The organism is Leptolyngbya sp. CCNP1308, assembly GCF_034932455.1.
Classification (GTDB): Bacteria; Cyanobacteriota; Cyanobacteriia; order Phormidesmidales; family Phormidesmidaceae; genus Nodosilinea.
In genome coordinates this window covers 14,151-38,480 of the sequence record NZ_JAYGIH010000038.1, presented here as the reverse complement: position 1 = coordinate 38,480, position 24,330 = coordinate 14,151, and the positions used below count along the sequence as shown (strand labels likewise).

Annotated in this window: 15 protein-coding genes; 9 read left to right on the top strand and 6 right to left on the bottom strand. The window is 57.1% G+C overall.

Annotated features, from left to right (window positions below; genetic code table 11):
• Positions 1–85: 85 nt before the first annotated feature.
• Positions 86–3,427: a MobF family relaxase gene (mobF, locus tag VB780_RS11705; protein ID WP_323351333.1), complete on the bottom strand. Its 3,342-nt coding sequence runs from the start codon at positions 3,425–3,427 to the stop codon at positions 86–88.
• 298 nt (positions 3,428–3,725) lie between these two features.
• Between mobF and VB780_RS11700 the strand changes: the two genes are divergently transcribed.
• From VB780_RS11700 to VB780_RS11665, 8 genes are all read left to right on the top strand, one after another.
• On the top strand, positions 3,726–4,853 hold the full coding sequence (locus tag VB780_RS11700; protein ID WP_323351332.1) for a hypothetical protein: 1,128 nt from the start codon (positions 3,726–3,728) through the stop codon (positions 4,851–4,853).
• A gap of 10 nt (positions 4,854–4,863) precedes the next feature.
• Positions 4,864–5,376 carry a hypothetical protein gene (locus tag VB780_RS11695; protein WP_323351331.1) on the top strand — a complete coding sequence of 171 codons (513 nt, stop codon included), beginning with the start codon at positions 4,864–4,866 and terminating at the stop codon, positions 5,374–5,376.
• Between the two features lie 6 nt (positions 5,377–5,382).
• The gene (locus tag VB780_RS11690; RefSeq protein ID WP_323351330.1) at positions 5,383–5,778 is read left to right on the top strand and encodes a hypothetical protein; all 396 of its coding nucleotides are present in this window, start codon (positions 5,383–5,385) and stop codon (positions 5,776–5,778) included.
• A gap of 4 nt (positions 5,779–5,782) precedes the next feature.
• Positions 5,783–6,613, top strand: coding sequence for a hypothetical protein (locus VB780_RS11685; RefSeq protein WP_323351329.1), 831 nt, complete (start codon positions 5,783–5,785; stop codon positions 6,611–6,613).
• Between the two features lie 200 nt (positions 6,614–6,813).
• On the top strand, positions 6,814–7,068 hold the full coding sequence (locus VB780_RS11680; protein WP_323351328.1) for a hypothetical protein: 255 nt from the start codon (positions 6,814–6,816) through the stop codon (positions 7,066–7,068).
• 49 nt (positions 7,069–7,117) lie between these two features.
• Positions 7,118–7,513, top strand: a complete 396-nt coding sequence (locus VB780_RS11675; protein WP_323351327.1) for a hypothetical protein — start codon at positions 7,118–7,120, stop codon at positions 7,511–7,513.
• A gap of 21 nt (positions 7,514–7,534) precedes the next feature.
• Positions 7,535–7,879: a DUF5674 family protein gene (locus tag VB780_RS11670; protein WP_323351326.1), complete on the top strand. Its 345-nt coding sequence runs from the start codon at positions 7,535–7,537 to the stop codon at positions 7,877–7,879.
• On the top strand, positions 7,870–8,235 hold the full coding sequence (locus tag VB780_RS11665; RefSeq protein WP_323351325.1) for a hypothetical protein: 366 nt from the start codon (positions 7,870–7,872) through the stop codon (positions 8,233–8,235). The genes VB780_RS11670 and VB780_RS11665 overlap by 10 nt, the downstream gene beginning before the upstream one ends.
• 214 nt (positions 8,236–8,449) lie before the next feature.
• Here VB780_RS11665 and VB780_RS11660 read toward each other — a convergent pair whose 3' ends face one another.
• From VB780_RS11660 to VB780_RS11640, 5 genes are all read right to left on the bottom strand, one after another.
• Entirely contained in the window at positions 8,450–10,255 is a 1,806-nt protein-coding gene (locus VB780_RS11660) for a ShlB/FhaC/HecB family hemolysin secretion/activation protein (RefSeq protein WP_323351324.1), read from the bottom strand.
• A gap of 24 nt (positions 10,256–10,279) precedes the next feature.
• A complete protein-coding gene (locus tag VB780_RS11655) occupies positions 10,280–11,059 on the bottom strand; it encodes a DUF928 domain-containing protein (RefSeq protein WP_323351323.1) in 780 nt (259 codons plus the stop codon).
• 100 nt (positions 11,060–11,159) lie between these two features.
• Positions 11,160–13,571: a CHASE2 domain-containing protein gene (locus VB780_RS11650; RefSeq protein WP_323351322.1), complete on the bottom strand. Its 2,412-nt coding sequence runs from the start codon at positions 13,569–13,571 to the stop codon at positions 11,160–11,162.
• Between the two features lies 1 nt (position 13,572).
• Positions 13,573–14,751, bottom strand: coding sequence for a DUF1822 family protein (locus tag VB780_RS11645; RefSeq protein ID WP_323351321.1), 1,179 nt, complete (start codon positions 14,749–14,751; stop codon positions 13,573–13,575).
• 9 nt (positions 14,752–14,760) lie between these two features.
• On the bottom strand, positions 14,761–15,978 hold the full coding sequence (locus VB780_RS11640; RefSeq protein WP_323351320.1) for a sigma-70 family RNA polymerase sigma factor: 1,218 nt from the start codon (positions 15,976–15,978) through the stop codon (positions 14,761–14,763).
• Between the two features lie 209 nt (positions 15,979–16,187).
• On the opposite strand from VB780_RS11640, the gene VB780_RS11635 reads away from it, so the two are divergent.
• Positions 16,188–24,227, top strand: coding sequence for a LamG-like jellyroll fold domain-containing protein (locus VB780_RS11635; protein WP_323351319.1), 8,040 nt, complete (start codon positions 16,188–16,190; stop codon positions 24,225–24,227).
• The last annotated feature ends 103 nt before the right edge of the window (positions 24,228–24,330 follow it).

Here is a 24,330-nt window from a genome sequence, read left to right as displayed (position 1 = left end):
TTGAGTAGAATTACTGATCATTGCAGGGCGATCGCCCCTTCAAAGTCCCGGCGATGATTCAAAACGTAAAGGCTCTACAGCCGCGTCAGTCACCTATCTCCAGTCCATGACTGTAGAGCTGCGTAACTATAGGTGAGGTGTGATGGGATCTAGCGACAGTAACTATGTGCTTGGCGAAAGCGATCGCATCCTTCCTGCCCTGGCGATCGTGAATCTGCCTCACCACCTCACTCCCCGCTACTAGCATCAGCGTCACCTCCTTAGCCGAGTACCCATCTCGCAACGCCCGATGCGCCACCCGCAACTCCAAGCTCGTTGACGGCAACCCTGCCGAGTAGTGCTCCCACCGCGCCAGAAGTTCCTCCCTTGTGTTTACCGCCTTCGGCTTAGGGACATCTACCTTTTGTTGCTCTCGTCTAACCGACCTTCCAACCGTTCTAGCGACGCGATCAACTGCTGCTGCAAGGCCAGCTCGGTCTTGAGCTGTCCGTTCCAACTGCTCAAGGCCGCAATTAACCGCCTCAACTGCTCCTGCAATGTCGCCTGCGCATCGGAGGAAGTCTCGTCGCTGACGATACGCTGCAATTGCGCGACCAAGAGCCCCAAGCTCTGGTTCCAGTGCTGCGGTAACGCCGCTAAATCCTTCCCCAAAGTCTGGACGTAATCTTCGAGGTGGAGCACCCGCTGAGTGTTGACGCAGATCTCGGCCCGCAGCGGTTCTAAGCTGCTCTGCAATACGGTTTCCAATACTTTCTCCCATTGCTCTGGGGTCAAAGCCGGGGATGGGTTCTGGTTTCCGTTCGTCCCGTTGTTCATGCTGTCCATAGGTCATCACCTGTTGAGTTAATGGCACATAATCACTCACGTTCTCCTTGGCCCTCGACACCTGGGCCAACTGCACCAAGTCGGCCTGGCTGGTGGTGTACAGGGTCACCGCCCGCTTTGCTCTGGAGATCGCCACATAAAACGCTTCTCGATTCGTCGTTTCCCCCAGCAGGGCCAGCACCCGCTCCGCCGTCTTGCCCTGGCTGCTGTAGGTGGTGCTTACCCAGGCGTAGTCCACGTACTGATTGCCACTGAGGTTGATGGTGGAGGTTTGTCCCACCCCATCTCGAATCGTGGCTGTCCCATCGGCCTCCAACCTCGTCACGACAAACCCCTGCCCATTGCGGATTCCGACTTTGGGGTTATTGCGTGTCCATTTGAGGCGATCGCCCACCGCCACGGAAATCGCTTGCGTCGTATAGACGGTTTTGCGTGGGCACGCTGCCGGATCGACCGACAATACTGACCCACTCGGCGTCTCCAGCACCACCTGCTGAGCTTCTGGACTCACCGCGATCACCCGGTACTGATCGCCTCTGATCAACCCCTGCTTCCGATAATCCTGAATCGGCACCAGCACATCGCCTGGTGCATAGGCCCTAAGGTAACTGGCCTGGGCTGTGGTCAAATCCTTGCGGCGTAGGCTCTGCATCACAAAGCTATCCGCACCCAAAGCCCTTTCATCCTGTAGCCCTGATCGCATCGCCTGGGTCAGAGCCAACCGCTCCTCATTAGTTCCCGCCAGCACCAGCGTGGACTCTCGCTCTGCTGCCGTCAGTGCCAAATAGTCTGTTGCTACTTGCTGAATTCGCTCCTGAGTTTGAGCCCCTTCCTTGACACACCCCGCCTGGGCCAGGATCTCAATGCCTTCGCTGACCTGCCCCTGAGCTACTAGTTCTACAGCGGATCGCAGCACCCCAGTCTGCTGCCGCCGATGGGTCTCCAGGTAAGCGGTTGTCATCCCGCCCGCCTGCAAACTCTTGAAGGGATTGCCTGCCTCCACTGCTGAGAGTTGCCGGGTATCCCCAACCAGCAATACCCTGGCCTGCTCCAAGGTTGCCCGCCGCAGCAGAGTATGAGCATCTTTCATGCTCAATAGCCCCGCCTCATCCACAATCCAGAGCGTCGGCTGAGGCGGTTCATCCAACGGTTGGGATACCAATAGTCCAGCGACCGTGGTAGTCTCAATCCCCAGCGACTCTCCCAAAACATGGGCGGCTTCAGCACTGGGCGCTAATCCTCGAATGTCATAGCCCTGAGTTCGAGCCAACTCTTTCAGCACACTCAAAGCATAGGTTTTTCCTGCTCCCGCTACTCCCTGCCACGCCATCACCGCATCTGGTGTGGTCGCCGCCATCTCTACCGCGTTTTGCTGCTCGGGGTTCAAGGTGTGGCTCACCAGACTGCCCGACTGGGTGCCGTTGGGGACAATCGCGCCCACCTGCCCCCGTCCCTGCTGCATCAGACGAATAGTGTTGAGTTCCAGATTCAGAGCCGTTTGGGTCGTGAACTTGCCGTCAGCGACGCGGATCAGTTTGGGGCTGCCGGCAATGGCTCTCTCAATTGCCTCAAACCCCTGCACCCCCAGTTCATGCCCGAAGACAAACCGCTCCAGCATCGTCCACCGAAACACCGACTCCCGCTCTCCACAGTGCTGGATCGCCGCGTCAATTATTGAGGTAGCCGATGAAGATGATTCAGCTAGCAGTGCGACGCCTTCAGGTAACTTCGGCAGATCCAACCCCTTCAACTGAATCAGCGCATTCCACCCCCGCTGCAACAGCCCCTCGTCTACTTCTTTGGGTTTGCGCTTCCGGGACACCAGGGTCGCCGTTTCCCGCATTGCTCGGTTATTCTCAGAGCCCGTCGCCTCCCATTCCTTGATCAGCTTCAGAATCTGCTGCCGCCGAGTTGAAAACGCTTTCAGGAGTTCTGGAGAATATCCCACCAATTCAAACTGTCCGTGGGCCTTCGCTTCAATCTGAAATCCCTGCTGCTTTAGCGCTACGGCCAGCTCATTCTGGTAGATCTGTCCCAGGAGCTTTTGGTTGGCGATCGCGGCCTCATTGCTCAAACTAAACCACCGCCCATCCGCCAACTGCGTCGCATTCATCACCACACAATGGCTGTGCAACTGCGGCTCTGCCTCCCGACTGGTGGAATGGGTAAACACCGCTGCGGCAATATTGCCGGTTGTAACCTTCGTTCGGCCCGCTTCTGTCGAGACTCGTGTCTGGGCATAGCGCTCTTCCAACACCGACAGCGCTTTCGCCACCGCTTGATGATGGGCCTCCAACACTCGTTCGTCCTGCTGCACCAGCGCCGCAATGCTGACACTCTTCGGGGCGCTGAAGGTAAAGTCGGTCGCTGCCCGCCGCTTTTCTGGATCGATAACCTTACCCGTCAGCGATCGCCCGTCCGGAGCCAGCCCTGAGAGCATCTGGCTGAACTCCTGCTGATTAACGACCCCAGCCAACCCCAAGGACGCAGCCCCTTTACCCACCCACTTCGTCGGGTGAGCCGCTTCCTCTGAGGAGTAATAATCCTCTTTTGTGTAATAGGTCTCCGCTTGAGCCGCAGAGAGGTTGCTCGTGGAAAGCATGGAGAAGCGGGGTTAAAAATACGACGCCACCCTGAGGCGAAAGCGATAGCGTCTTCAAAAACGGTAGAAATCCTGGAGGAAGGACCGTTGCCCGGTTTTTGCCAAAACCCTGGCGTACTGTGTGGCCTCTCCGCGAAGCCCCCGAGAAGGGGCGTAGCATCGATGACCGACCTGATTTAGCTAACATGATATAACCATTTTTCGAGTATTTCCAGTTCTTAGGTTAATTTAATTAACCTTTTATATCCTCTTGGGTTAGATCGCCCTATGGTGAAGGGGTCGCGTTCTTGGTAGTGATATGAAACTGGCTTCTGTGGCGCTGCCCACCGTTTACTTGGCAGCAGACTTAGGTTCATCGGCCTCAAAGGTCTTCTATCGGGTTCATCCAACCCAGGCTCAACCTCTCTGGATGGGGGCTGAAGTCGCTGAAGGACTGTCTCGCGTCATGTTGTCGGGTCTGGGCACCGGCGGACGCCCCCAAGACAATGCTTGGTTAGAAATCGGGGATGACGTGGTGATGGTGGGAGAATCGGCCAAGGCGATTCTGGAGGCCAATAGTCTATCTGCCAACAAATCAGAGAAGGCCGTGTATAAGCTGTCCGCCGCTCTGGGTGTGGTGGCAGAACTGGAAAAGCTGCCCAGCCGCTACCGGGCTGTGGTGTGGTTAGCCTTGCCCTTAGCCGAGGTGCCGACACGCCATCAGATCACGACCCGTCTAACCGAACTCTGCCAGCAAGGATTCACCTGCCGAGGCCGGGCTCAGCAGGTAGATGTGACGCTGAAGTGCTATCCCGAAGGGTTTGGCGTGTACCTGAGGCGCAAACAACAGCTCGACGACCTGGGCCAATCGATTAACCACCGCCATACCTCTATCGTCATGATGGGCCACCGCAATCTATCCACCCTGGCCTTTGAGCACGGGTCATTGAACCTCGGTGGCGCGGCCTCCGATGGCCCTGGCTTCTGGCCCAACTTTGAGAAGGCGGCTCGTTCTGCCGGGATCACGGCACCGGATTACCCGGCGTTGATGCGAGCCTTGAGTTCAGGGGAGCCTCACCAGATTTCTCCGGCTAAGGCGGGTCTGGTCGATTTCTCTGAGGCGGTCGCGTCGGTGCAGGGGCTCTACAGCCAGGCAGTGATGGTCTACCTGCGCGACAACCTGGTGAAGCGGGTAGTGGAGCAGTCGGTGGATGTGGTCGTCAGCGGCGGGGCATCTCAGATCATCCAAACTCAACTGGATGACTTCTTTGCCGATCTGCACTGCACCGATCGCGTCATCTTTGTCGATGGCTCTGATGATAGACTAACCAGAGTGGTTAATCAGTTGCCTGAGGTTAGCCAGAATTCAACCCTGGCCCGGCGGATGGCCGATGGCTATGGGTTATTTCTGGGGCTACTCGGGTCACTGACGACCGTTGCTGTTTAGGGAGTTAGGTATGCCTCGCAAAGCCGGGACGGGCACGAAGAGCGATCGCCAGCGGATTCAGTTTGCCTACAATGCCGACCGAGAGATGCCGATTGGGGTGGTGTTTCGCTACTTAATCGACAATCCGCTGATGTCGAGTCGTGAGGGAAAGCACAAGGGCTTAGACGCTATCTCGGCCTTTTGGAAGCCTTTTGCCTACCAGGACTGTACTGAGGCCAGCGAGGCAGAACTCCAGAATTTGGCGCGAGAGGCGATTGAGGCCTTGAGCCATCAGATTGAGTTGATCAGCAGCACGTTTGGGGTGAAGGCGCAGGCGGTGGAGGCCTTGCCGCCAGAAGCACAGTTGCAGGCAATGATTCAGAGGGCGGTGGCGGCAGCGATGGTGAATCTGTCGTTATCGGGTGCGGCGACCGCCCCTCCAAGCCCTGAAACCGTTCCACCCGAGGATGACGTAACGGGCATCTCCTTTGATGAGGACTCCACCCTGGGGACGCTCCTCGACCAAGTTGGGAAGGAGGGGTAACCAGCGATGGCACTGACACCCAAAACACCGGAGACAGCGGCAGGGATTGAGGCTCGCCAGCAGTATTTAGCCCTGGCGCGGGAGATCATTGGCGATCCCGCAATGGACTACACCATGCTCTACCAGCGGTTTGCCGAGAATGACTGGGCGGCAATCAAGCTCGATGACGAGGTGGCGCAGCGGGCCTTAAAGGGGGGACAGGCCCCTAAAACCGTAGTTGGGATTCTGTACCAAAGTCCGTACATGCAGCATCAGGTTCATCACAACCGGGTGCCGATTCCGCCGATGCATCAGTATGCCCGCTCCACAGTGTGGATGGCCATGCAGAAGACGGGTATCGGCATTAAAGGTCAGGCGAAAGGACAAGCCAGGCCGCGACAGGTTGATTTAGAAATGGAGTAAACCCATGACATCCAACACAGCGGCTCGTTCAGAACGGGTCAAGTTTATCTACAATGCCCAGTTTCCAGCGGATACAGCGGTGGTGCTGAATTACCTGCTGAACAATCCCCATTTCACCGGTCGCCAGGGGCGACAGAAGGGAATGGATGCAATGATGGCGTTCTACCGCCCGCTAGCGGAGGAGGCCAGGGGCGAGTTGCCCGAGGCCGACCTTCAAGATATGGCTCGCCACTGCGTAGCGCAACTGGCCCAGCAGATTGACACCCTCTGTACCCGCTACCAGATCGAGCCACCGGGGCAACCCGTCGCATTGAGCGGCACCCAGGGGTTAGAGGCCGTTGTGAAGCAAGGGTTTCAACAATTGACGGAGGCTTTAGCGGCTAACGTTTCAGTGCCAACTAACTCCAAGGATGAAGAGCCGATCAGGGAACGTATTGAAATTTGGGATCTTGAGCTTGCAAACCTGGCAGTTGAGTCAAGCGATACTCAGGCCGACCAGGCAAATCAACAGGCCTATCTAGCCTTGGCTCAGCAGGTGATGAATGAGCCAGGGCTCGACTATGAAACGCTGTGCCAGCGCTTTGCAGGGAATGCGTGGGCAGCGATTCGACTGGATGAAGCGGTGGTGCTGCGAATGCTAGAGGCAAAGCGATCGCCCTTAGCTGCCGCTCGGCTCATCTTGCATGGGCCGCTCGTCTACGATCTGTTGCACCAGAAGCAATTTCCTCAGCTCGCCCTGGAGCGCTACGCTGCATTCACGGTGCGCCGGGCCATCTATGCCGGACAGCCAACCTGCCTTTATCTCGATAGTGACGAGAGTGCATCAACTCCCTAATGCTGATTAGAAAAGAGAATTCATTAAGTTGAATTAATCTTATCAGCATAAGGCCAGCTACGGGCTGTTCAATGGCCTAGAATCAAACCAATCAGGTGTCATGTCATCCTTTGAACCCGCCAATGGTGAGGATGCATGGGTGCAATCTACCCACTCTTTACGAACTCGGATCGGGTTGTTTACCCAGGGAGTTGGGTATTATGTTCCTCTTTGTCAGCAAGAAAACAGCATCAGAATGCCTCAATCTCAGTGACTCAACGCTGAAGAAGTATCGGCTGAAGGGCGATTGGATTGAGGGCATCCACTGGGTGCGGCTCAACAGCCGCTGCATTCGCTACAACCTGGTGCTGATTCAAGATTGGTTGCACAACCGGGGCAACCCAACGGCTCACCTGCAAGCGATTGAAACCTATCAAAAAAGTCTGCTCAGCAACCAGCGGAAGTCTCGCCGTTAGAGGTGGGCTTTCCTTTACTGTAAACCCTACGTTTCAGAGGATTTGACCCATGCCCCAGCCGATGGATTTCACGCCCAAGGAACCCCAAAAAGAGGTGGGACGCCAGGCCCGGCAGCAGTACTTGCAGTTTGCCCAACGCATCATCGATGAACCGACCATGGACTACACAACGCTCTACAAGCGATTTGCCCCTAATGACTGGGCGGCTATCCAGCTCAACGATGCCGTCGCCGAGGTGGCGTTGAGAGATGGCATGACACCCCAGGGAGTCACCGACCTGTTATACCAGGGGCCGTTTGCGCAATGTCAGTACCACCAGCGGGGGGTAACGATCCATGCGCTTCAAAGGTGTCTGCGCGAAAGCCTGATCGTAGCCAAGCAAAAGATTGACGCGGACAAGCATGACTACCCGGTGGAGTTCCTGCTCGGTCGTACACTGGGTTAAGGCTAATGGATTCAACGCCTTATGATTCACATCATTCGCCAGAAAGCGGAGCCTAAGCAGATGCGTCAGATGCTGGAGGCGCTGGGAATTTACATTAAACTAGCGGTAGATGTTGAGCGCCGTATCCTGGCTGGAGGAGGCGAGTTGCACGCCGACTGCGAGCTAGTTCTGCTGGACGATGGCAGCCAGCAGCGTCATGTTTGGGGTGCCGATTGGTATCCACTCAGCCAAACAGTGGGTTATGAGTCGCTGATCAACATTCGCCCCAGCGCCAACAACCGTTCGATGATGATTCAAGATCCAGCGATGCGGGACGATATCCGCCAGCTTGTGCAGTCTCTGTTGGGCGACGTTCAATGGCAATAAACTGGGACATTCTCAAGGCGCAGTACCTCCAGGCCAACCAGGCGACACAGCTCGACAGTCTGGCGCTGAACTTGACGCGCATTCAGGTGCTGGCTCGCAGTGGCACCGATGAGTCGGTGGCCCAGCACCTGGTCAGGGAAAGTCAGTTTTTCATTGAATGGGCAGTGCTGGGTATAAATCTGGAGACAGACATAGCGTTTGCCAGTGACTTAGTTGACCTGCAACGGTTGCTGAGCCGGTGGAAGCTGGGATGGTCTGAGCTATGGGCCAATGAAGCTAAGCGTCAGGAAATGGCGACGCTGGCTCAGCAGTGGTGCGACCGCATTCACGGGCAGGGGGAGTTGTTGGCGAGTTGAGGGCGATCGCTAGAGTACTAGTTCTGTTTGGTTATTTCTAATTCCTCAGTGCGAATCCTACCTGTTCCCACCGAGATGCTTTCTATTGAATTCGGAATCTGGTATTAGTTCATACCTGCAACTTCCCTTGCGAACTGCGCTCTTTCAAATCCCGAAAATCCTGATCAGACATAGCCATGGGGATGATAGCTAGAGGAGGTGTTGAGAAAGTCGCTTAATATGGCTCGTAGCGTACTGAAAATGTGAGGCCATTCTCTTGCCAGGAACTGCCGGTGGATGGGGTAGAGACAAGAGGAATGCCGTAGTCGAGTCGAGCGCTAAAACCACCGACCATAACCCAACTGAGGCCTAGACCGGTGGAGAGCAGTGTGTTGCTGTCAACGCTGGTGTCGATCGCATTCCAGCCGATGCCGAGATCGATAAAGGGAATAACCTGGAGCAAACCATCGATCGCCGGAGCCCGGAAAATTGGCACATGCACCTCTGAAGAAGCGGTAAACCCGTTATCAGTCAGCCGTTGATCCTGGCGGTAGCCGCGCACGCTGTCAGGGCCGCCGAGGCCAATTTGCTCTAGCGGCAGCAGGGGGCGATCGGCCAGCTGTAGTTCACTGCGCAAAAAGAAGGGCGTATCTGGCCCCAGCAGGTACACCCACTGCCCCTGGCCGCGCCAGCTAAAGAAATTGCCGTCGGGCGGAATGGGGTTCTGCGTTGCCCCTAGGGCATTGAGGCCGAGACTGAACTGCGATCGCAGCGCCAGTACCTGCCGACTGTCGCGGCGAGTCCAATCTTGGCTAAAGCGCAGGGCGGTGAGGCGAGTATTGCCCTGGTCATTGGCCCCACGAGAGGGAAAGGGGAGTTCGCCAAAGCCGCCGGGGTTAAACTGCGAGGCGCTGGACTGGCGAGAGCCGGTGAAACTCAAAGCCAGCTCCTGGGTGGGGGTTTGGTAGAGGGGCTGGCGATAGGTGATCTCGGTATAGCGCGACTGGGACGCGATGTTGAGAATTTGAAAGGTTTCGTCGATTACCCGACTATTGGCTCTGCCGTGGCTGAGGCTGAGGGTGCCGTTGCGGGCGTTGAGGGGGTAGATATAGGCCAGGTTCAAGCTGTTGCTGCCGCTGGTGTTGGCGTAGTTGACGACCAGGCGATCGCCCTGGCCCAGCAGATTCAGGTGGCCGCCGCTGACCCGCCGCTGCACACTGCCAACCAGAGGCGTGCGGCTGTTGTCGAGGGTAAACTGTAGGCGGTAAGGATCGGCTTCGGTAAGGTAGGCCACCAGCTGATTAGTGCCGGGGCGTAGACCTTCTAGCAGTTCGACCTCAATAGTGGCAATCAGCGGGTCGGTCTGCAATAGCTGTAGCCCCTGGAGCAGGCGCTCAACATTGAGCGGGGGCTGCGCTGCCAGGGCAATCCGATTTTGCACGTAGGTGGGGTTCAGCCGGGTTAGCCCCTGTACCTCGATCGCATCCACCTGACCCTCCAGCACCTGAATCTGCACGATGCCTGCGTCCAGGCGTTGCTCTGGAATCAGCGCGCCTGAGGTAATGTAGCCGTTGTCGACGTAGTACCGGGTGACGGCATCCCGCGCCTGCTGGAGCTGGGGGAAGGTCAACTGGTAGCCGGGCCGGGGCGTAGGGTCATCCACCATACAATCTGATGCGGCAGGGAAGACCGCTGCGCCCGCCAGGTCTGCCAGGGCGGTAGGGCTGGCGATGGTGCTACCTACGACCTCAAACTGAGCAATGCAGAGGCGATCGCTCTCCCCCTGAGCAGGCCCTGGCTCAGGCCCTGGCGGTACCTGTAGTAGATCCTCCGGTGACGGCAGACCGGGGGAAAGCTCGGGAAGAGGCTGCCGGGAGGGAGGTAGCTCGTCAAGCCTGGGGCTGGGGCGATCGCTCGGCAACACCTCGCTCTGAGCCAGGATGATCTCTGGCGTCTGGGCTGGCTGGAAGGCGATCGCAGCAGAACCTGGCAACAGTGCGATCGCCCCGGTTAACCCTAGCCAGCCCTTCCACATCCCCATACGGACTCTCCCCACCTCCACGGCTTAAGGGAGACAGCAGGGGCTAAACGGTTCTGAGGCTAAATCCTCGAACCCCGCCTGCTGGAGCAAATCGACCCAGGCTGAGGTCGCTTGGGCACTAGCGGGCTGAGCCTGCTGGTGGGTGGCCAGGGTATTGAGGGCATCGTGCCAAATGCCATTGGCGGCATAGAGCCTGGCCTGCTCTAGCTTACTGGCTACCGCCATCTGAGCCTGGAGCCCCGGAGCGAGGGGAACCGGCTGAAGGGTGCCGTTGACAAAAACCGACTCAGTTGGCTGGGCCGGGTCGCAGGAGATCACCAGTGTCCAGGTGTAGAGCTGGTCGGGCTGCAAGGGGGTTTCAGGCGCTATTTCAAACTGAATCAATCCAGGAGAGGTATCCGCTTCTAGGCTGGTGGCATATAGATAGTTGTCGTTGGCATCTTGCAAAGTCAGCTCTAGAGGGGTGTTAGCGCTGAGGGGATGGGGCAGGTAAACCCACAGGGAAGGAGCCGCTTGGGTAGTTTGGCCCCAGACCACGCCGTCGGTGGTGGGCACCAGCGCCGTCAAACCGGCAAAGTCTTGGCAGGGGCCGCGACTGGCTCCCCCCTGCGATCGCCCACCGGGGGTGCCCTGGCGGGGCGGCGGCGGCGCGTTGAAGAGAATTTGACTACGGGATAGAGCTTCGGCGGGGGCGGCGGGGGCAGAAATTGGGGGTTCCTGGGCCTGCCCTGGCGGAGCACAGGTCACTGCACCCCAGGCAAGGGCGCTGACAAGAACCAGGGGGCGAAGGGCGGCGTAGTTCATGGCCTTTAGTTGAGGAGTAGTAATCAGTATCGGTGCTACAGGTGGGAACTACACCCTGACGCTACAAAATTTCGGCATTCATATCGGCATTCACAAACGTTCAAAGGTTTAAACGTTTGAAATAGACAAGCGGGGCAAGGCCACCCGCCAGCAGACCCACCAGCGCTGCCGGTACGAGGGGCACCCAGCCACCCCCAAACAAGAGGATAAAGCTGCTGCCAGTCAAGATTCCCAGAGCCAAAACCCCGGCCAGGCTGCGATCGCGCCCTCGCCGCCGGAGCCCAATGCTGGAACCCACCAGGCCCCACCCCATCAGCCACAGCGCCTCACCCGCCAGCGGCCACACCCACAGCATCGGTCGCCCGTCGAGCACGGCGCTGAGCAGTTGGCTGGTCATGTGGGCCTGCACAAAGACCCCCGCCACCCGGTCGGCCCGGCTAGAGCCAAAGGGGGTAAACCAGTAGTCGCCTGCGCTGGGGGCGGTAATGCCCAGCAGCACAATGCGATCGCGAATCGCATCGGGGGCTACATGCCCCGCCAGCAGCTGGCTGAGGGAAACCTGGGCCGCAATAGCGTGGGGCACGGCCAGCGATCGGTAGTTCAGCATTAGCTGGTTGCCTGCCGCATCAATGCCCTGGTAACCGCCCCAGCGGGGCCGAACCCGTCGAAAAATCGTCTCTCCTAGCTGGAGATGGCCGTCGGGGGTAAAGCTAGGGTCGATGCCGTCGTCTTCTAAATAGCGAAAGGCCAGACGGGCACTAAAGGAGTAGGGCGCGGTGCAGGGGGAGGCCGGGTCGGGGTCGAGGGCCACCAACTGCCGCCGCAGCACGCCATCGCTGTCTTCGATAAAGTCGCTAAACCCCACTCGGTTGGCGGGCACCTCCGGCGGTGGGGCAATGCCCACTGGGTCAAAGAGGGTGTCTCGGCTTTTGCACACTACTAGCAGGCGATCGTTTTGCTGTAGCGCCTGAGTCACTGGTTGCAGCTGCGGATCGGTGGGGCGATCGCGGTAAATATCCAGGCCAATTACCCGAGGCTGGTGGGGTTCGAGGGCCTGTAGCACCTGTTCCAGGGCCTCGTCAGACAGGGAACCCACCCGTTCCGACTGGGGCTGGGCCTGAATGTCGGCTTCGGTCAGGGTGACGACCAGAAAGCGATCGTCCACGCCTTCGTTGGGGCGGAGGGACTGTAGGCGATCGAAGGCCCACAGCTCTAGGGGCTGAAGCATTCCAACCGATCGCACACCCAGCACCAAGCTGCTAACCGCCAGGCTAGTGAGCAGTCCAACCATCAACAGAGCAGCCGGGTGGGGAGCGCGCGCGGCAGGGGTTGAGACGGTTAGGGGGGTAGGAAAAGTGGAAAGATCGGCAGGAGGGACGGTTGGCGATCGCCAGCCCTGCCAGGGCGTAAGAGCCTCAGCTGGGTTTTGGTAAATTATCGGTAGCCAGCTGGCACAGGGAAATTCTCCCTCCAGGCCCTGGAGCTGTTCGCGGGCCAGCCGCACCGATTGGTACAGCGACTGCTGGTTGGCAAAAGCGGTTAAAAACGGCTGCAAAAAGGACTGGGCGACGCGATCGGGCACCGGTTCCCGCATCACAATCACCTGGGATATGTGGAGATCGGCCAAGTCCCAGGCCAGGCCCAGGCCGTCGCAGGAATTAAAGATTGCCAGCTTGAGCCCGTGGCTAATGGCCCGCCGCAGGCCGTAACGCAGGTCGTCGAGGGTAAGGCTTTCGGCGCGGTTGATCTGGAGGCAGCCCTGGGGGGCCGGATTTTCACCCTGGCTGGCCCCCACCTGACTGGAGCTGTGACCGGCAAAAAACAGCACTTCCCAGTCGGCCTCCCACAGGTGGCGGTGCAGGGTGGCGCGGTCGGGTTCGACCAGCACGGTGACGCTGGCCTGGGGCAGCCGTTCGAGCAGGGTGCGATCGCGCTCGACATCAATGCCCTCGGCGTTGCCCAGCACCACTAAAATGCGCACCATGGCTGCACTGGGTGAATCGCTAGCCGTCTTCACCGCCCGGCCATAGCTGGGCAGGCTCAAGGCAGGCTCGGCCCAAGGATAGTCGTCAAAAAAGCGCCACAGGTGCCAGGGCAACCGCAGCAAATTGCGCGCCTGAGCGGTGATGATCAGGCGCACCTCATCGGTGGGGGCCAGGTGGGTGCGCAGGGCCTGATCGATGCCGCGAAAGCCCTCCGATTGCAGCCACCGATTCAGGCTGTGGCGCACCTGGCGGCAGAGCTGCTCAAACTCTGCTGGGGAGAAGTGGGTGATGTCGTCCTCGTCGATTTCAAAAACGGGGAATGACCGCTGCCAGCCCCGGTGGGCGTACAGGGCGGTGTAGCTGCGTCGCCAATCACCCCAGTGCTGCCCCAGCTCGGGCCAGGGGGGCAGTGACCCAGTCCACTGCATGGGCGCGGCCTGGGCTTCGGTCCAGAGCTGCGCCACCACGCTGGGGCAGCCGCTGTCCCAGTCTCCGTTGCCCAGGTTGAGAACGACCAGTGGCTGCATGTCAGGTTAAGAATGACTCGGTGACGACGGCGTCTGCGATCGCCACTTCCACCGCAAAGGCCGTCCCCGGCGGGCAGCGAAACCGCTTGAGCTGAATGGCGGCATCCTGCTGGTGGGCTGTGACGGTCTGCACGACTTCACCATTGTCCGCATACAGCGTCAGGCGGGTGGCCGTGGGCAGGGACGTATCGATCGCCATTGGCAACAGGCGTACGCGAATGCCGTAGCGACCATTCTCCTCGGGTTCCAGCCGCACGAACAGCCACAGGGGCAGCTGATCACTCCCCAGGTGAATGGCCTTGGCGCGTCGCACCTCAGTTTCGGTGGCGTTGCCCCGTAGCCCCAGGGCCAGGTTGGGGCCAGGGCCAAAGAGGTTTTCCAGAGTTCGCCAACCGGCGTCTACTGCGTTATCGAATACGTTGTCGAACCACTGGCTGAGGCGGGTGATGGGGGTGGATGGGTGGATGGGTGGATGGCAGAGTTGAGCAAAGGCGTCGGGCTGCTCCAGCAAGGCACCCCACTCGGCAAAGGGAATCTGCAACCGGGGAATGAGTGTCTGGGGTTGGTGCAGGTGGTTGATCAGGGCGGCGCAGCGCTCGGGGGCGAGGGGGGGCAGAGGGGCGATCGCGCTGCGAGTCGGCTCGGTGCCCACTTGCAGCATCACCCCCAGGGCTCCCAGATCGGGAAACATCTCGGTGCCCTCCAGGCTGTAGGTGCGATCGCAGCTATCATAAGCACCCTGGGTTTTGAGCTGGGCATGGGTGGCGTAGCCCCATACCTCAAGGATCTGCTGGTCGGGGTCTACCTCCGCCGCCAGATAGTAGTCTCCAGCCCAGCGGGGCAGGTCAACCCATTCTTGGGGGACGCGAAACTCGCTGCGATCCATGGTTTCACTGGGCAGGCACACCAGCCGCACCGGGGGCTGCCCTACCCGCGCTAGCGCCAGGCTAAACCCGCTTACCCAGGCCCATTGCTGGGGGGCGGGGGCAGAGCACTCCACGGTCATCCCTGAATCCAAGAGGGTTTTCTGAAGCCAGGGTACCAGGGTTTCTAACCCCACCTGATTGAGGTAGATCTGCAAGCGCAGCCCCAGTTGAGGGGCCGTTTGACTCATCTCCCAGGCGCGGTGGTGAGTCGCGTCCGGAATCTTTAGCCGACAGATTGATTGTTCTAGTAGCATCTTGGGAACCTAAGCTTTTAGCAGGCGATCCTGCGGAGTAGTTTCTGTGGGTTTGCTAAACGTTTGCTGGAGCCATTCCTCCAGCACCAAACCCATTTGCTTTAGTACGGGCGATGTAATCGAAATATGTAGGGTTGCCTGGCTCCACTGGGCCAGGTCGAGCAGCAGTGCGTCTCGAACCCGGCTCAGCCGCCGCGATACGGTGTATTGCTTAATCTGCAACTGCTCGGCGATCTGCTGCTGGGTGCTGTGCCGATCGTAGTAGAGCCTGAGCAACTGCTGGTCGGCGTCGGGCAGGGATGCGATCGCCCCCCGCAGCCGCTCGCCCACTTGTTCCCGCTGCCGCCGCCGTTCCTGCACCTCTTCCTGACGAATCAGCTGTCCCCAGGGGGTTTCGCCCACAGCGGGCAGGTCGTCTTGCCATTCGCCGCCATCGTCAAATTTGGGTACATTCAGCGACACCACCGCCGGGTGCAGCAGTCGCCGCAGGGCCTGGGCTGTGGCCCGCAGCCATTGTTCAGCAGTAGCGGCGGTCACAGGTGGCACATCCTCTCCGCACTGGCGGTTGCAGAAGGTGGCGATCGCCTCCCAGGTCGCCCCATCGGGGGCCGATAGCTGGCGGGTGGCGGCGGTAGGCCCGGCCCAGCAGGTTTTGTAGGCCATCCAGGCCAGGCGGTGGGCCGTGACCTGCTCAGGGTTTAGCCCCGCCCCCTGGAGCGCTTCGATAATTTGTTTTTGGCTGGCCTTGCGCAGCAGGCCCCAGTCGCTGCGGCTGGTGACTTCCTGCTGCTGCCGCAGGCGATCGCGAAGAGCATTGCCAAAGCAGAGTCCGGCGTAGGTGGCGAGGCTGGCCCCGTGGGTGGGGCTGTAGCTTTTGAGCAGGGACGGTATAGTGGCGATCGCCAGCTGAAAACAATCCGCTACCCCGTACTGCACCCCCTTCAGCTGGCGAGCGGTGCGCTGGGCCACCCAATACCCCGTTTCCTGCAAAAAGGCGATTAAATGGCCGAGGGCCAATGACTGGGCCAGAGCCGGTTCATTGTCCCTCCAAATGCGGTGCCAGTACAGCACCCAGAAGTCTGGGCTTGGGTCTACCCCCATTGCAGAAGAGTCGTGTCGCTGCAAATTGCGCCGCAGGGCCGGTTCAATTAACCACTGCTGAAAGCGATCGTGCTCAAACCCAATCAAGGTTGAGAACATCTCTAAAACGGTGTGCCGTGGTTGCATTCAAACCAGAGGTAATCGAACTTGGGATGGATCATAACAGCAAATCTCAAAGCCCTGGCGTTTCATCGATTCAACCCATTTGGGGGGATAAAAAAAATTAGAACATTCTCCCAGACCCTGCATAAACCTGAAACCTGTCCCGCATAGGTGTGTAACGCCTGAATGGCGCTGCAAACTCTATTCCACACAATGATTAAAGGGACATCATCATGACTTCTCTCACTCAGAAATTCGTCAAGACCTATGGTGCCGCTAACGCAACCACCTTTAAATACACCACGATGGTGACCCACAAGGGCACTGTGATCGCCTTTGCTATGGATGATAAACGCCGGATTTACTACTCCGTGCTAGATATGGAACGTTCGGATATCGAAAGTCAGCTCGATGTTGACCATTGGGATCGTGAACCCGTAGAACTCCAGTTTCCCAAAGAATTGTCTGCCGTTGGCTACAGTGCCGCCGGGGTCCGCCAGATGCCCACCGTCATTCTTAGTGGCACCGAAGGGCTAGGTGAAGAAATAGATCAGTTCCTCTCTACGACCGCTCGGCTGACAGCAGATAGCCCTTTTCAGGTTGTGTCTGACAATCAGCACATTTACGTGTTTCGGCAGGCAAAGGCCCATGATGCCGAGGGCAAGGTTGCAAAGGATAGTAACCAGGCGACTCTCGAATTTGTCGATCAAACCCTGCTGCTCGACCGCTTTGTCTACGTGAGCGGCGAATTGAAGAACAAGTTGGAGGTGCGCTATCAGCGCAGCCGCCACAAAGATTTACCGGCTAGCCGCAAAGATGCCCTGGGCCACGCAGACCTGGAGAAAAAAGAATTCTATGAGCCCACCCAGCAGCTCAGCTTTATCCGCAACATGCAGGAGGGGCGCTTCAGCGTGCTGCTGATTCCCACCGCGATTCCCGATGTGCAGCGCTGGCAAATCTTTGCCTACAACGCTAAGACCCAGCGCATGGACTCCTTCAATATTGAGCGCGCTGCCGATGGCCTGTTTAATACCCGGGGCACCCGCTACTACACCAGCCCTGAACCCGCCTATCAGAACGATGTGTTTGAGCGGCAACCCGGCACCTGTCCGTTTACGGGCCAAGACCTAATTCCTATTGTTAGCCGGGAGGGCTATGCCGAATCGGCGCTGGCCCTCAACGGGGTGAGTGAGTACGTCAAAGTTGAATACTCTGGCCAGGGCAACGGTGATCCAGACTTTTCTCTTACTCAAAGCAAAGACCTGACCCTCGAAGCTTGGATTCAAGCCAATTCAGCAGAATCAAACCCGGTACAAACTCTGATTGCCCACAGCCAGTACCAGGTGCAGTATTTGACCGCCATCGGTACCCTCAAACTGTCCTACGTTTTGGGCGATCGAGAAACCAACGTCGCTTACCAAGTTGCGATCGAAGACGGGCAGTTTCATCATTTGGCAATAACGGTGAAGGCTACTGAGCTAACGCTTTATGTAGACGGCCAACTCGTTAAACCTGAAGGGACAACGACCGCTCAAGTAACGGCTCAATCAACCGTTCAAGCTTCAACCCTCTATTTTGGCTGCGATAACCAGCAAGCCAACCTTTTCAAAGGCGTCATCGATGAGGTGAGAGTCTGGAACCGGGCAATCGCGTCCCAGAACCTGATCGAAGACATGAACCACCGCCTGGTAGGCAACGAACCCGACCTGATCGGCTACTGGCGGTTTGACGAAGGCGCTGGCACTACCCTCTATGACCAGACCGACTACGCCCGCCACGGTCAATTTATTACCGGCAACACAGCGTCAGCAGATATTGCCAAGAGCTGGGTCAAGTCGCAAGCCCCGGTGGGTGAACATCCCGGTGTGCGACGGTCTAGCTTTAGCTTTGAAGGTCGCACCATCACCGCTGGCTGTGCCGCCTTGCTCTACCACCAGCAGGAAAAGGCCGCCACTGGCTACAACCCTGAAGAAGAAAAGCCCCTCAAGCGCAGCGCTCGCATCATGTTTGCGGTGCCAACCCAAGATGCGTCAATTCCTAGTATTAGTGTTCAAATCCCTGAAGTTAGACATAGCTTGAATTCCCTCGGTCTGCTTATCCCGCAAGTATTCAATCGAACTGAAACGATTGAATCGCCATTGCCTCATCACATCACTGTGCTTGATTTTGCTATCAATCGAGAAGGCAATTTAGCTCAGGTACCCGACACTATAAACCTCGAGGAATTAAAGATCGAATCTATCAATGACGCGTTGGATGACATCAGTCAGGCTGAAAGCGAAGTCGATAGACTAAACAGCACTATTCAGTCTCACCAAAACCGTATCGAACAAATTGAGGAAACAATCCAAAATGGCTCTCTTTGTACTGCCATTACTCAGGCTGGGTATAATTGGGTATTCTTTGTCGGAAAGCAATCTGGCGAGATTGAGATAAATTCAAATGCAGCGACTGTACATTTAAGCTCTGTTGTAGGCACCCTACCCGGAATTGACAGCACAAAAGTGTTTGGAACAGATCCGGCCATTGAGGCGATCGCACACTTCGGAGAACGTGAGTACTACATATTTAGCGGCTTAAAATGTCACAAGTATCGCATTAACGATGGTAGGGATCGATATCCTATTCAACCTCTTGGTGCGTCCCCTATTACAGAGGTCTTTAAGCCTTCGACCGGAACCTGGTCTACCCTCCCTGACAGTGTCAATGAAGCTTATTGGCAAGCATGGCAAAATCAGGTCGAATCTTCTGGTATCGACGCAGCAACAAATCGGCAAGGTGATTGGGATCAAGCCAGTAAAAGATCCTTTTTTGACACCTATCTTTTCAAAGGAAAATTGTGTGCGGTGGTTCGGAAGAACAGAAACTTTGTTACTGGAGTGATTAACACAACAATTGCCTCAGTTAATCTCATTTCCGAGCTATTTCCAGATTTTCCAGAGACATGGCTGGATAATGGCAATTTAGATGCCGCCTACACTTCTGAAACACTCGACACTATTCTTTTCTTCAAGGGTGGAGAATTCGTCAAATATCCAATAAGTTACAGCGCCAGAAATAGCATTAAGGCTGCTACTGGAAAGGATAGAATGGAGCCTCAAGTTTATGAGTCCGGCCTTGAATTAGAGGATTGGGAGCACGATTTGCTCTCTAAATTAAGCCTGTTTCGGCGGGAACTTAATCTGGAAATAGATAAGGAGAGCCGCAGGCTAACAGCTGAGTTTCCCAGCCTTAACAATCAGCTCAGCGAGGCTCAACAAAGGCTTGAGAGCGCCAAACAGGTGAGCCAAATTGACCCTAAAATTGCCATGCCGTCGGTGTTGACCGACCCCACCGGATTGACGGTTTCTGGAGGTATCTTAGGGTTTGCCAACACCACCCACGCTCCTCACCTATTTGAAACCGTCAACGGGCGCATCAGTCTCTACTTTAAAGGCGAGACAACCAGTGCCCAGGAAAACCACTTTCTGGCGGCCTACTACAACGTCTTGGCAGGTCGGGCGACCTATGGGTTGCCCAAGGAGCAACCCCAGGCTGAGTTTATCGCCCGTTCTACCGGGGCCGCCTTTGACAACTGCGAAATTGAGGTGAGCGGTGAGAGTGAGGCTACCTGCACCGTCACCCTAAAAAGCCCCAGCCTGGATATTGAAGAGATCTGGCATCAGGTGCCCCGCCAGCCTCAGCAGTTTGCTGACGTATTAAATGGGGCAGCCCAACCCACCTATGTCGGGCAGGTCACTCACCATTCCACCACCGAAACTGCCACCAAATTATCCCTAGAAGGGCGAGGGCAGCAGACGGTGGCGATCGGCGATGTGCTGCTGGTCGGCAGCCAGAAAACTCAGGCGAGAGTCGCAAGAGTGTTTCCGCCATTTCGCGGAGCCGCCCTGGTTTTAGATGGCAAAGATGACTACATCCAGTTAGGAGCGATCGAAACGATTCTGCCTCAGGGAACACCTTCAGGTTCGTCCCTTTCTGTAGCCGAGAGCTTTACCGCTGAAGCCTGGGTCTGGGTAGATGAAGCCGCCCTCAACCAGGACAGCCCGGTTCTAGGCATGGACGAGCGGGCCGAGACTAAGTCTCTCCATCTGACCATTCGCCAGGGCAAACCCCATTTTGGCTTTTTTGGTGGAATGAATGATTTAACCAGTGACTATCAGCTTTTGCCCAAAACCTGGTACCACATTGCCTGGCGCTATACTCGCGAAACCGGTGAACAGGCCATCTTTATCAATGGTCGGCTTGACAAGACGGCGATGGGGCGCGCCCCATTCATGGGTCGGGGACCGCTTTATATCGGTCGCTGGAGCAGTAACCCCCAGCGCTATTTCAAGGGCATGATTGGGGAAGTCAGAATCTGGAGTGAAGCCCGCCCTGAAGCGGATATTCAAGCCAACCTGTCGCGCTACCTAACTGGGCAAGATAGCGGCACGAATACCCTGGTTGGCTGCTGGCGGTTTGGTCAATCTCCCCAGGGAGACACTACGGCCAGAGATTATTCTGCTCGGAACCGGCCATGCACGGTCCAGGGACAGCCCCGCCTGGAGCAAGTGCAGGAAAAGGCGACTCAGGTTGAAGTCGTAGCCCCTGAGATCGGCCCTGGGGCCAGCTTTGAAGTCGGCGACTCGGTCTACCGCCTGACCTACGACTACGACGCTAATGCCAGCACCAACCGGGTAATGCGATCGCTCAGCCAGGGGTCGTTGCTGTTTAATGTCAACCCGGTGACCAGTCAGGGAGCAATTTTCAACGGCACCGCTAGCGATATTCAAAAGGGCCTGAGTGGTCAATGGTTTACCGATACCTACGGCAGTGCCCTCAATTTTGATAAACCAGCAGCAGGGTCTGGTTTACAGGCGACCAACGTCGTGGGCTTGCTCCACGATCCGAACGACCCCAAGGACGAGGTGGGTAAATTTTCCACTGACGCTGACCTCACCCTTGAAGCCTGGGTCAAGCATGTGGCGTTTCCCAAGGGCACAACTCGCCTGATCCATCACAGTTCGGTCGATCCTAGTGATCCAAAGGCGGTGCCCTACACCATGGGGTTGCGCTCCTACGGGTTGCACCAGGGTCATGCCGGAGACCTTGGCTCTCTGTATCACCTGTTTGTGGGGGTAGGCGACACCTTTGTGCAAACCGCTCCCATGATTCAATCCGTCCAGTGGCACCATTTGGCGGCCTCGTTTAATCAGTCCTACGGGTTGGAGTTTAAGCGCGATCGCGATCAGGTCAACTGCGGCAGCGACATCACCCTTGACCTGACCGATGACCTCACCATTGAAGCCACTATTCGCCTGGCCGACCTGGATGCCCCCCGAGGCATTCTCACCAAGGGCCAAATTGATGACGGTACCGATCAAGACTGCCCCTACGCCCTCTATATCGATACCGAGGGTCGTCTGGTGCTGGCGTTCGAAGACAAGAATCACCACAACGTTTTTCTAACCTCACCGGAAGAATTCGGCACTATCGAGGCAGGGAAAACCTATCGCATTGGCGTAACCCGCAAAAAGACAACAGAAAAAAGCGGCAGCGGGGCAGATTTCACCATCCAAGAGCTGACCGATGTGTATTTCTTCAAGCAAGTACCGGGAAGCAACCCCACCTACACCAAATTGAATCAGTCCTATACCGGCACCATTGGCAGCAGCAACGGCAACCTGCTGATCGGTAAGGCTTTCGCCAAACCAGAAGGTGCTAATTGGCCAGGTGGCACCTGCTACTTCCAAGGCGAAATTTCTGAAGTCCGCCTGTGGAATACAGCACTGGGTCAGCAGGATCTGGGGCAACCCATCAAAGGGCGAGAAAAAGGGCTGGTAGCCTGGTGGCAGTTTGAAGAAAACGACGGAGCATTTACCGAAGATGCCAAAGGTCAAAACCACGGCACCATTACCGGAGCCAGCTGGATTAAGAGCACTGACCCCGCTGCTTCTCGCATCCAGGTGTATGTCAACGGCAATCCTGTGGTGACCACTCCCTGGGAAAATGATCCATTGCAGCCCAGACCCAAGTACGGCCCGGCCCAGTTTCACCTGGGCATGAGCAACAAGGGGGACGGATCTCCAGTCGATGCGCAGGAAAAGCCTTTTGTAGGAGAAATGGATGAAATCCGCATCTGGCGCGTCGCCCGCACCGAAGAGCAGATTCAAGACAACCTGTTTCGCCGACTAATCGGTGACTATCAGCACCTGATCGCCTACTACAGGTTTGACGAAGAATCTCAGATTAACCCGGCCCCATCCGCCGTAAAAGATAGCTCTGGCCGAGGGCTCGATCTAGCTATCAGTACGGCTCTGGGCAGCAAACCCTTCACCATTTCTACCGCTCCCATTAGCGAAGAAACGGCCCAGGTGCGCAGTGCGCTGGCCCAGGCCCGATCTAGCTTCCATGCCAAGCACCTGTCGAGCACGCCTACCGTGCAAGAGTATGGTGACATGCAGTACGACGGTGACGGCAACCAGATTGGGGTGATGAAACGCTGCTACAGCTACATTGAAAGCGGCCAGTGGCACCTGGTGACCGGCTACAAAGTCGGTGACCTAGAACTGGAATGGATTGGCCAGGCTCAGTACGATCCGCAGATCATCGGCTTTATTGAGGGGGCACCCCCAGTACCCAGCGAGAATCTCACCATCCGGATACCTGATCTAGGGCAAGGTTACGAAAACGTTAGCGTCATTGACCTAACCGAAGCGGACAATACCACCTACACTTACTCTCAAACCAAGGAGGGTGGTTACGATACGGCAATCAGATTCAAAGCCGGTGTTGGTATTAAATCAGAGACATCAGCAGGCATTGGTATTTCAGACCAGATCGCCAACATCGAAAGCGCCATTGGTATTCAGGGTAGCTTAGATATCTCTGAGAGCTGGATCAATGAGCAGCAGGTGGCCATTGGTAAGACCACCAATAAACTCAGTCGGTTAGGGGTACAGGGCGACTGGGAAGACCAAAAGCGGGTGCAATACCCCGAAATGGGGCGGCGCTACGTGCCTAAAAATGTAGGGTTTGCTCTGGTGCAGTCGGAAACCGCGGATGTCTTCGCCATGCGCCTGAAGCATCCTGACCCAGCGCGGCGAGTGACCGTGGCGCTGCGCATGCAGCCCAATCCCGATATTCCCAAAGACTGGAATATCATCATCTTCCCGATGAACAACCGCTACTGCAAACAGGGCACTCTGGATGGCCGCATTGGCTTAAAGCCCGACCAGAAAGACTACCCCAATGCCAAAGACTACAGCCCAGACCGCAGCTACTTCAAGCCGATTGAAGCCTATGCCCTAAAGAACCGAATTGAGAAGGAGCAGAAAGAGCTGGAAGCTCACTATCTGAGCTTTAACCCTACCCCAACCCGCAGCGGCGGCAACGGCGGCCTGGCGGTCTTGAAGAAAACCGAGACCTCTCCCACCGCAACAACCAACCTGGCGAATGATTTACCGGGGCTGACCAGCCGCAACATGTTCAATACCTATGTATGGACGGCGGATGGCGGTCTATTTGCTGAGACCCAGCAGTTTATGGAGACTCGCCAGGAAGTGACTGCAGGAGAATTTTCTGTGTCAGGTATGGGCGGACTGTTTGCTGAACTCAAGTTTGCAGTAGGGAAAGCGGCAGTGGTTTTTGAAATGGAAGCCATGGCGGGTGGGCACCTCAACCTCACTAAAACTAAGAGCATAGAGTCTGAAAAAAGCTTTGGCGTTGAGGTCAATCTGGAGGTGGAGCGCGACATCTTGATCGCCAATGAGGCGCAGGCCAAACTGGTGGGGCGATCGGCGCTAGATGCGGAGGGCAACCGCGCCCGCTGCCCTGGCAAGGTCGATGGCTACCGCTTTATGACCTTCTACCTGGAGCCTAACGAAGAACACTTTAAGGACTTTGCCAATAAAGTGGTCGATAGGGTCTGGCTGGAGCAAAGCTCTGACCCCAATGCGGCTGCCCTGCGGCAGGCGCTTGACAAAACAAGTGGTACTCCCTGGCGGGTGCTGCACCGGGTTACCTACGTGAGTCGGGTGCTGCCTGAAATTGGTACACCCAATGCCAGCAGCATCGACGAACAGCTCCGCGTAGCCAACATCGACAGCAACTGGGAACTGATCAAACGGTTAGAACCCTATGTCAAGACTAAGACCAGTGACTACGGCGAGTTCAAGGCCGCCGTAGAAGAGGCCATTCAGCAGGTGCTGCCAGAGTTGGAGCCCGCCAAGGCGGACATTCTGAGCTACATGAGCCTGTACTACCAGGTGTTTCCTGTACCACCAAGTGTTTAGCGCCGGGGAGGTGTAATAGCGAGCCCTAACGCTCTCACCGGGCGCGATCGCCTAGAATTGGCAGCAATCCCCCGTCGGCATTGCTGCCAATTTTTTGCCCTCA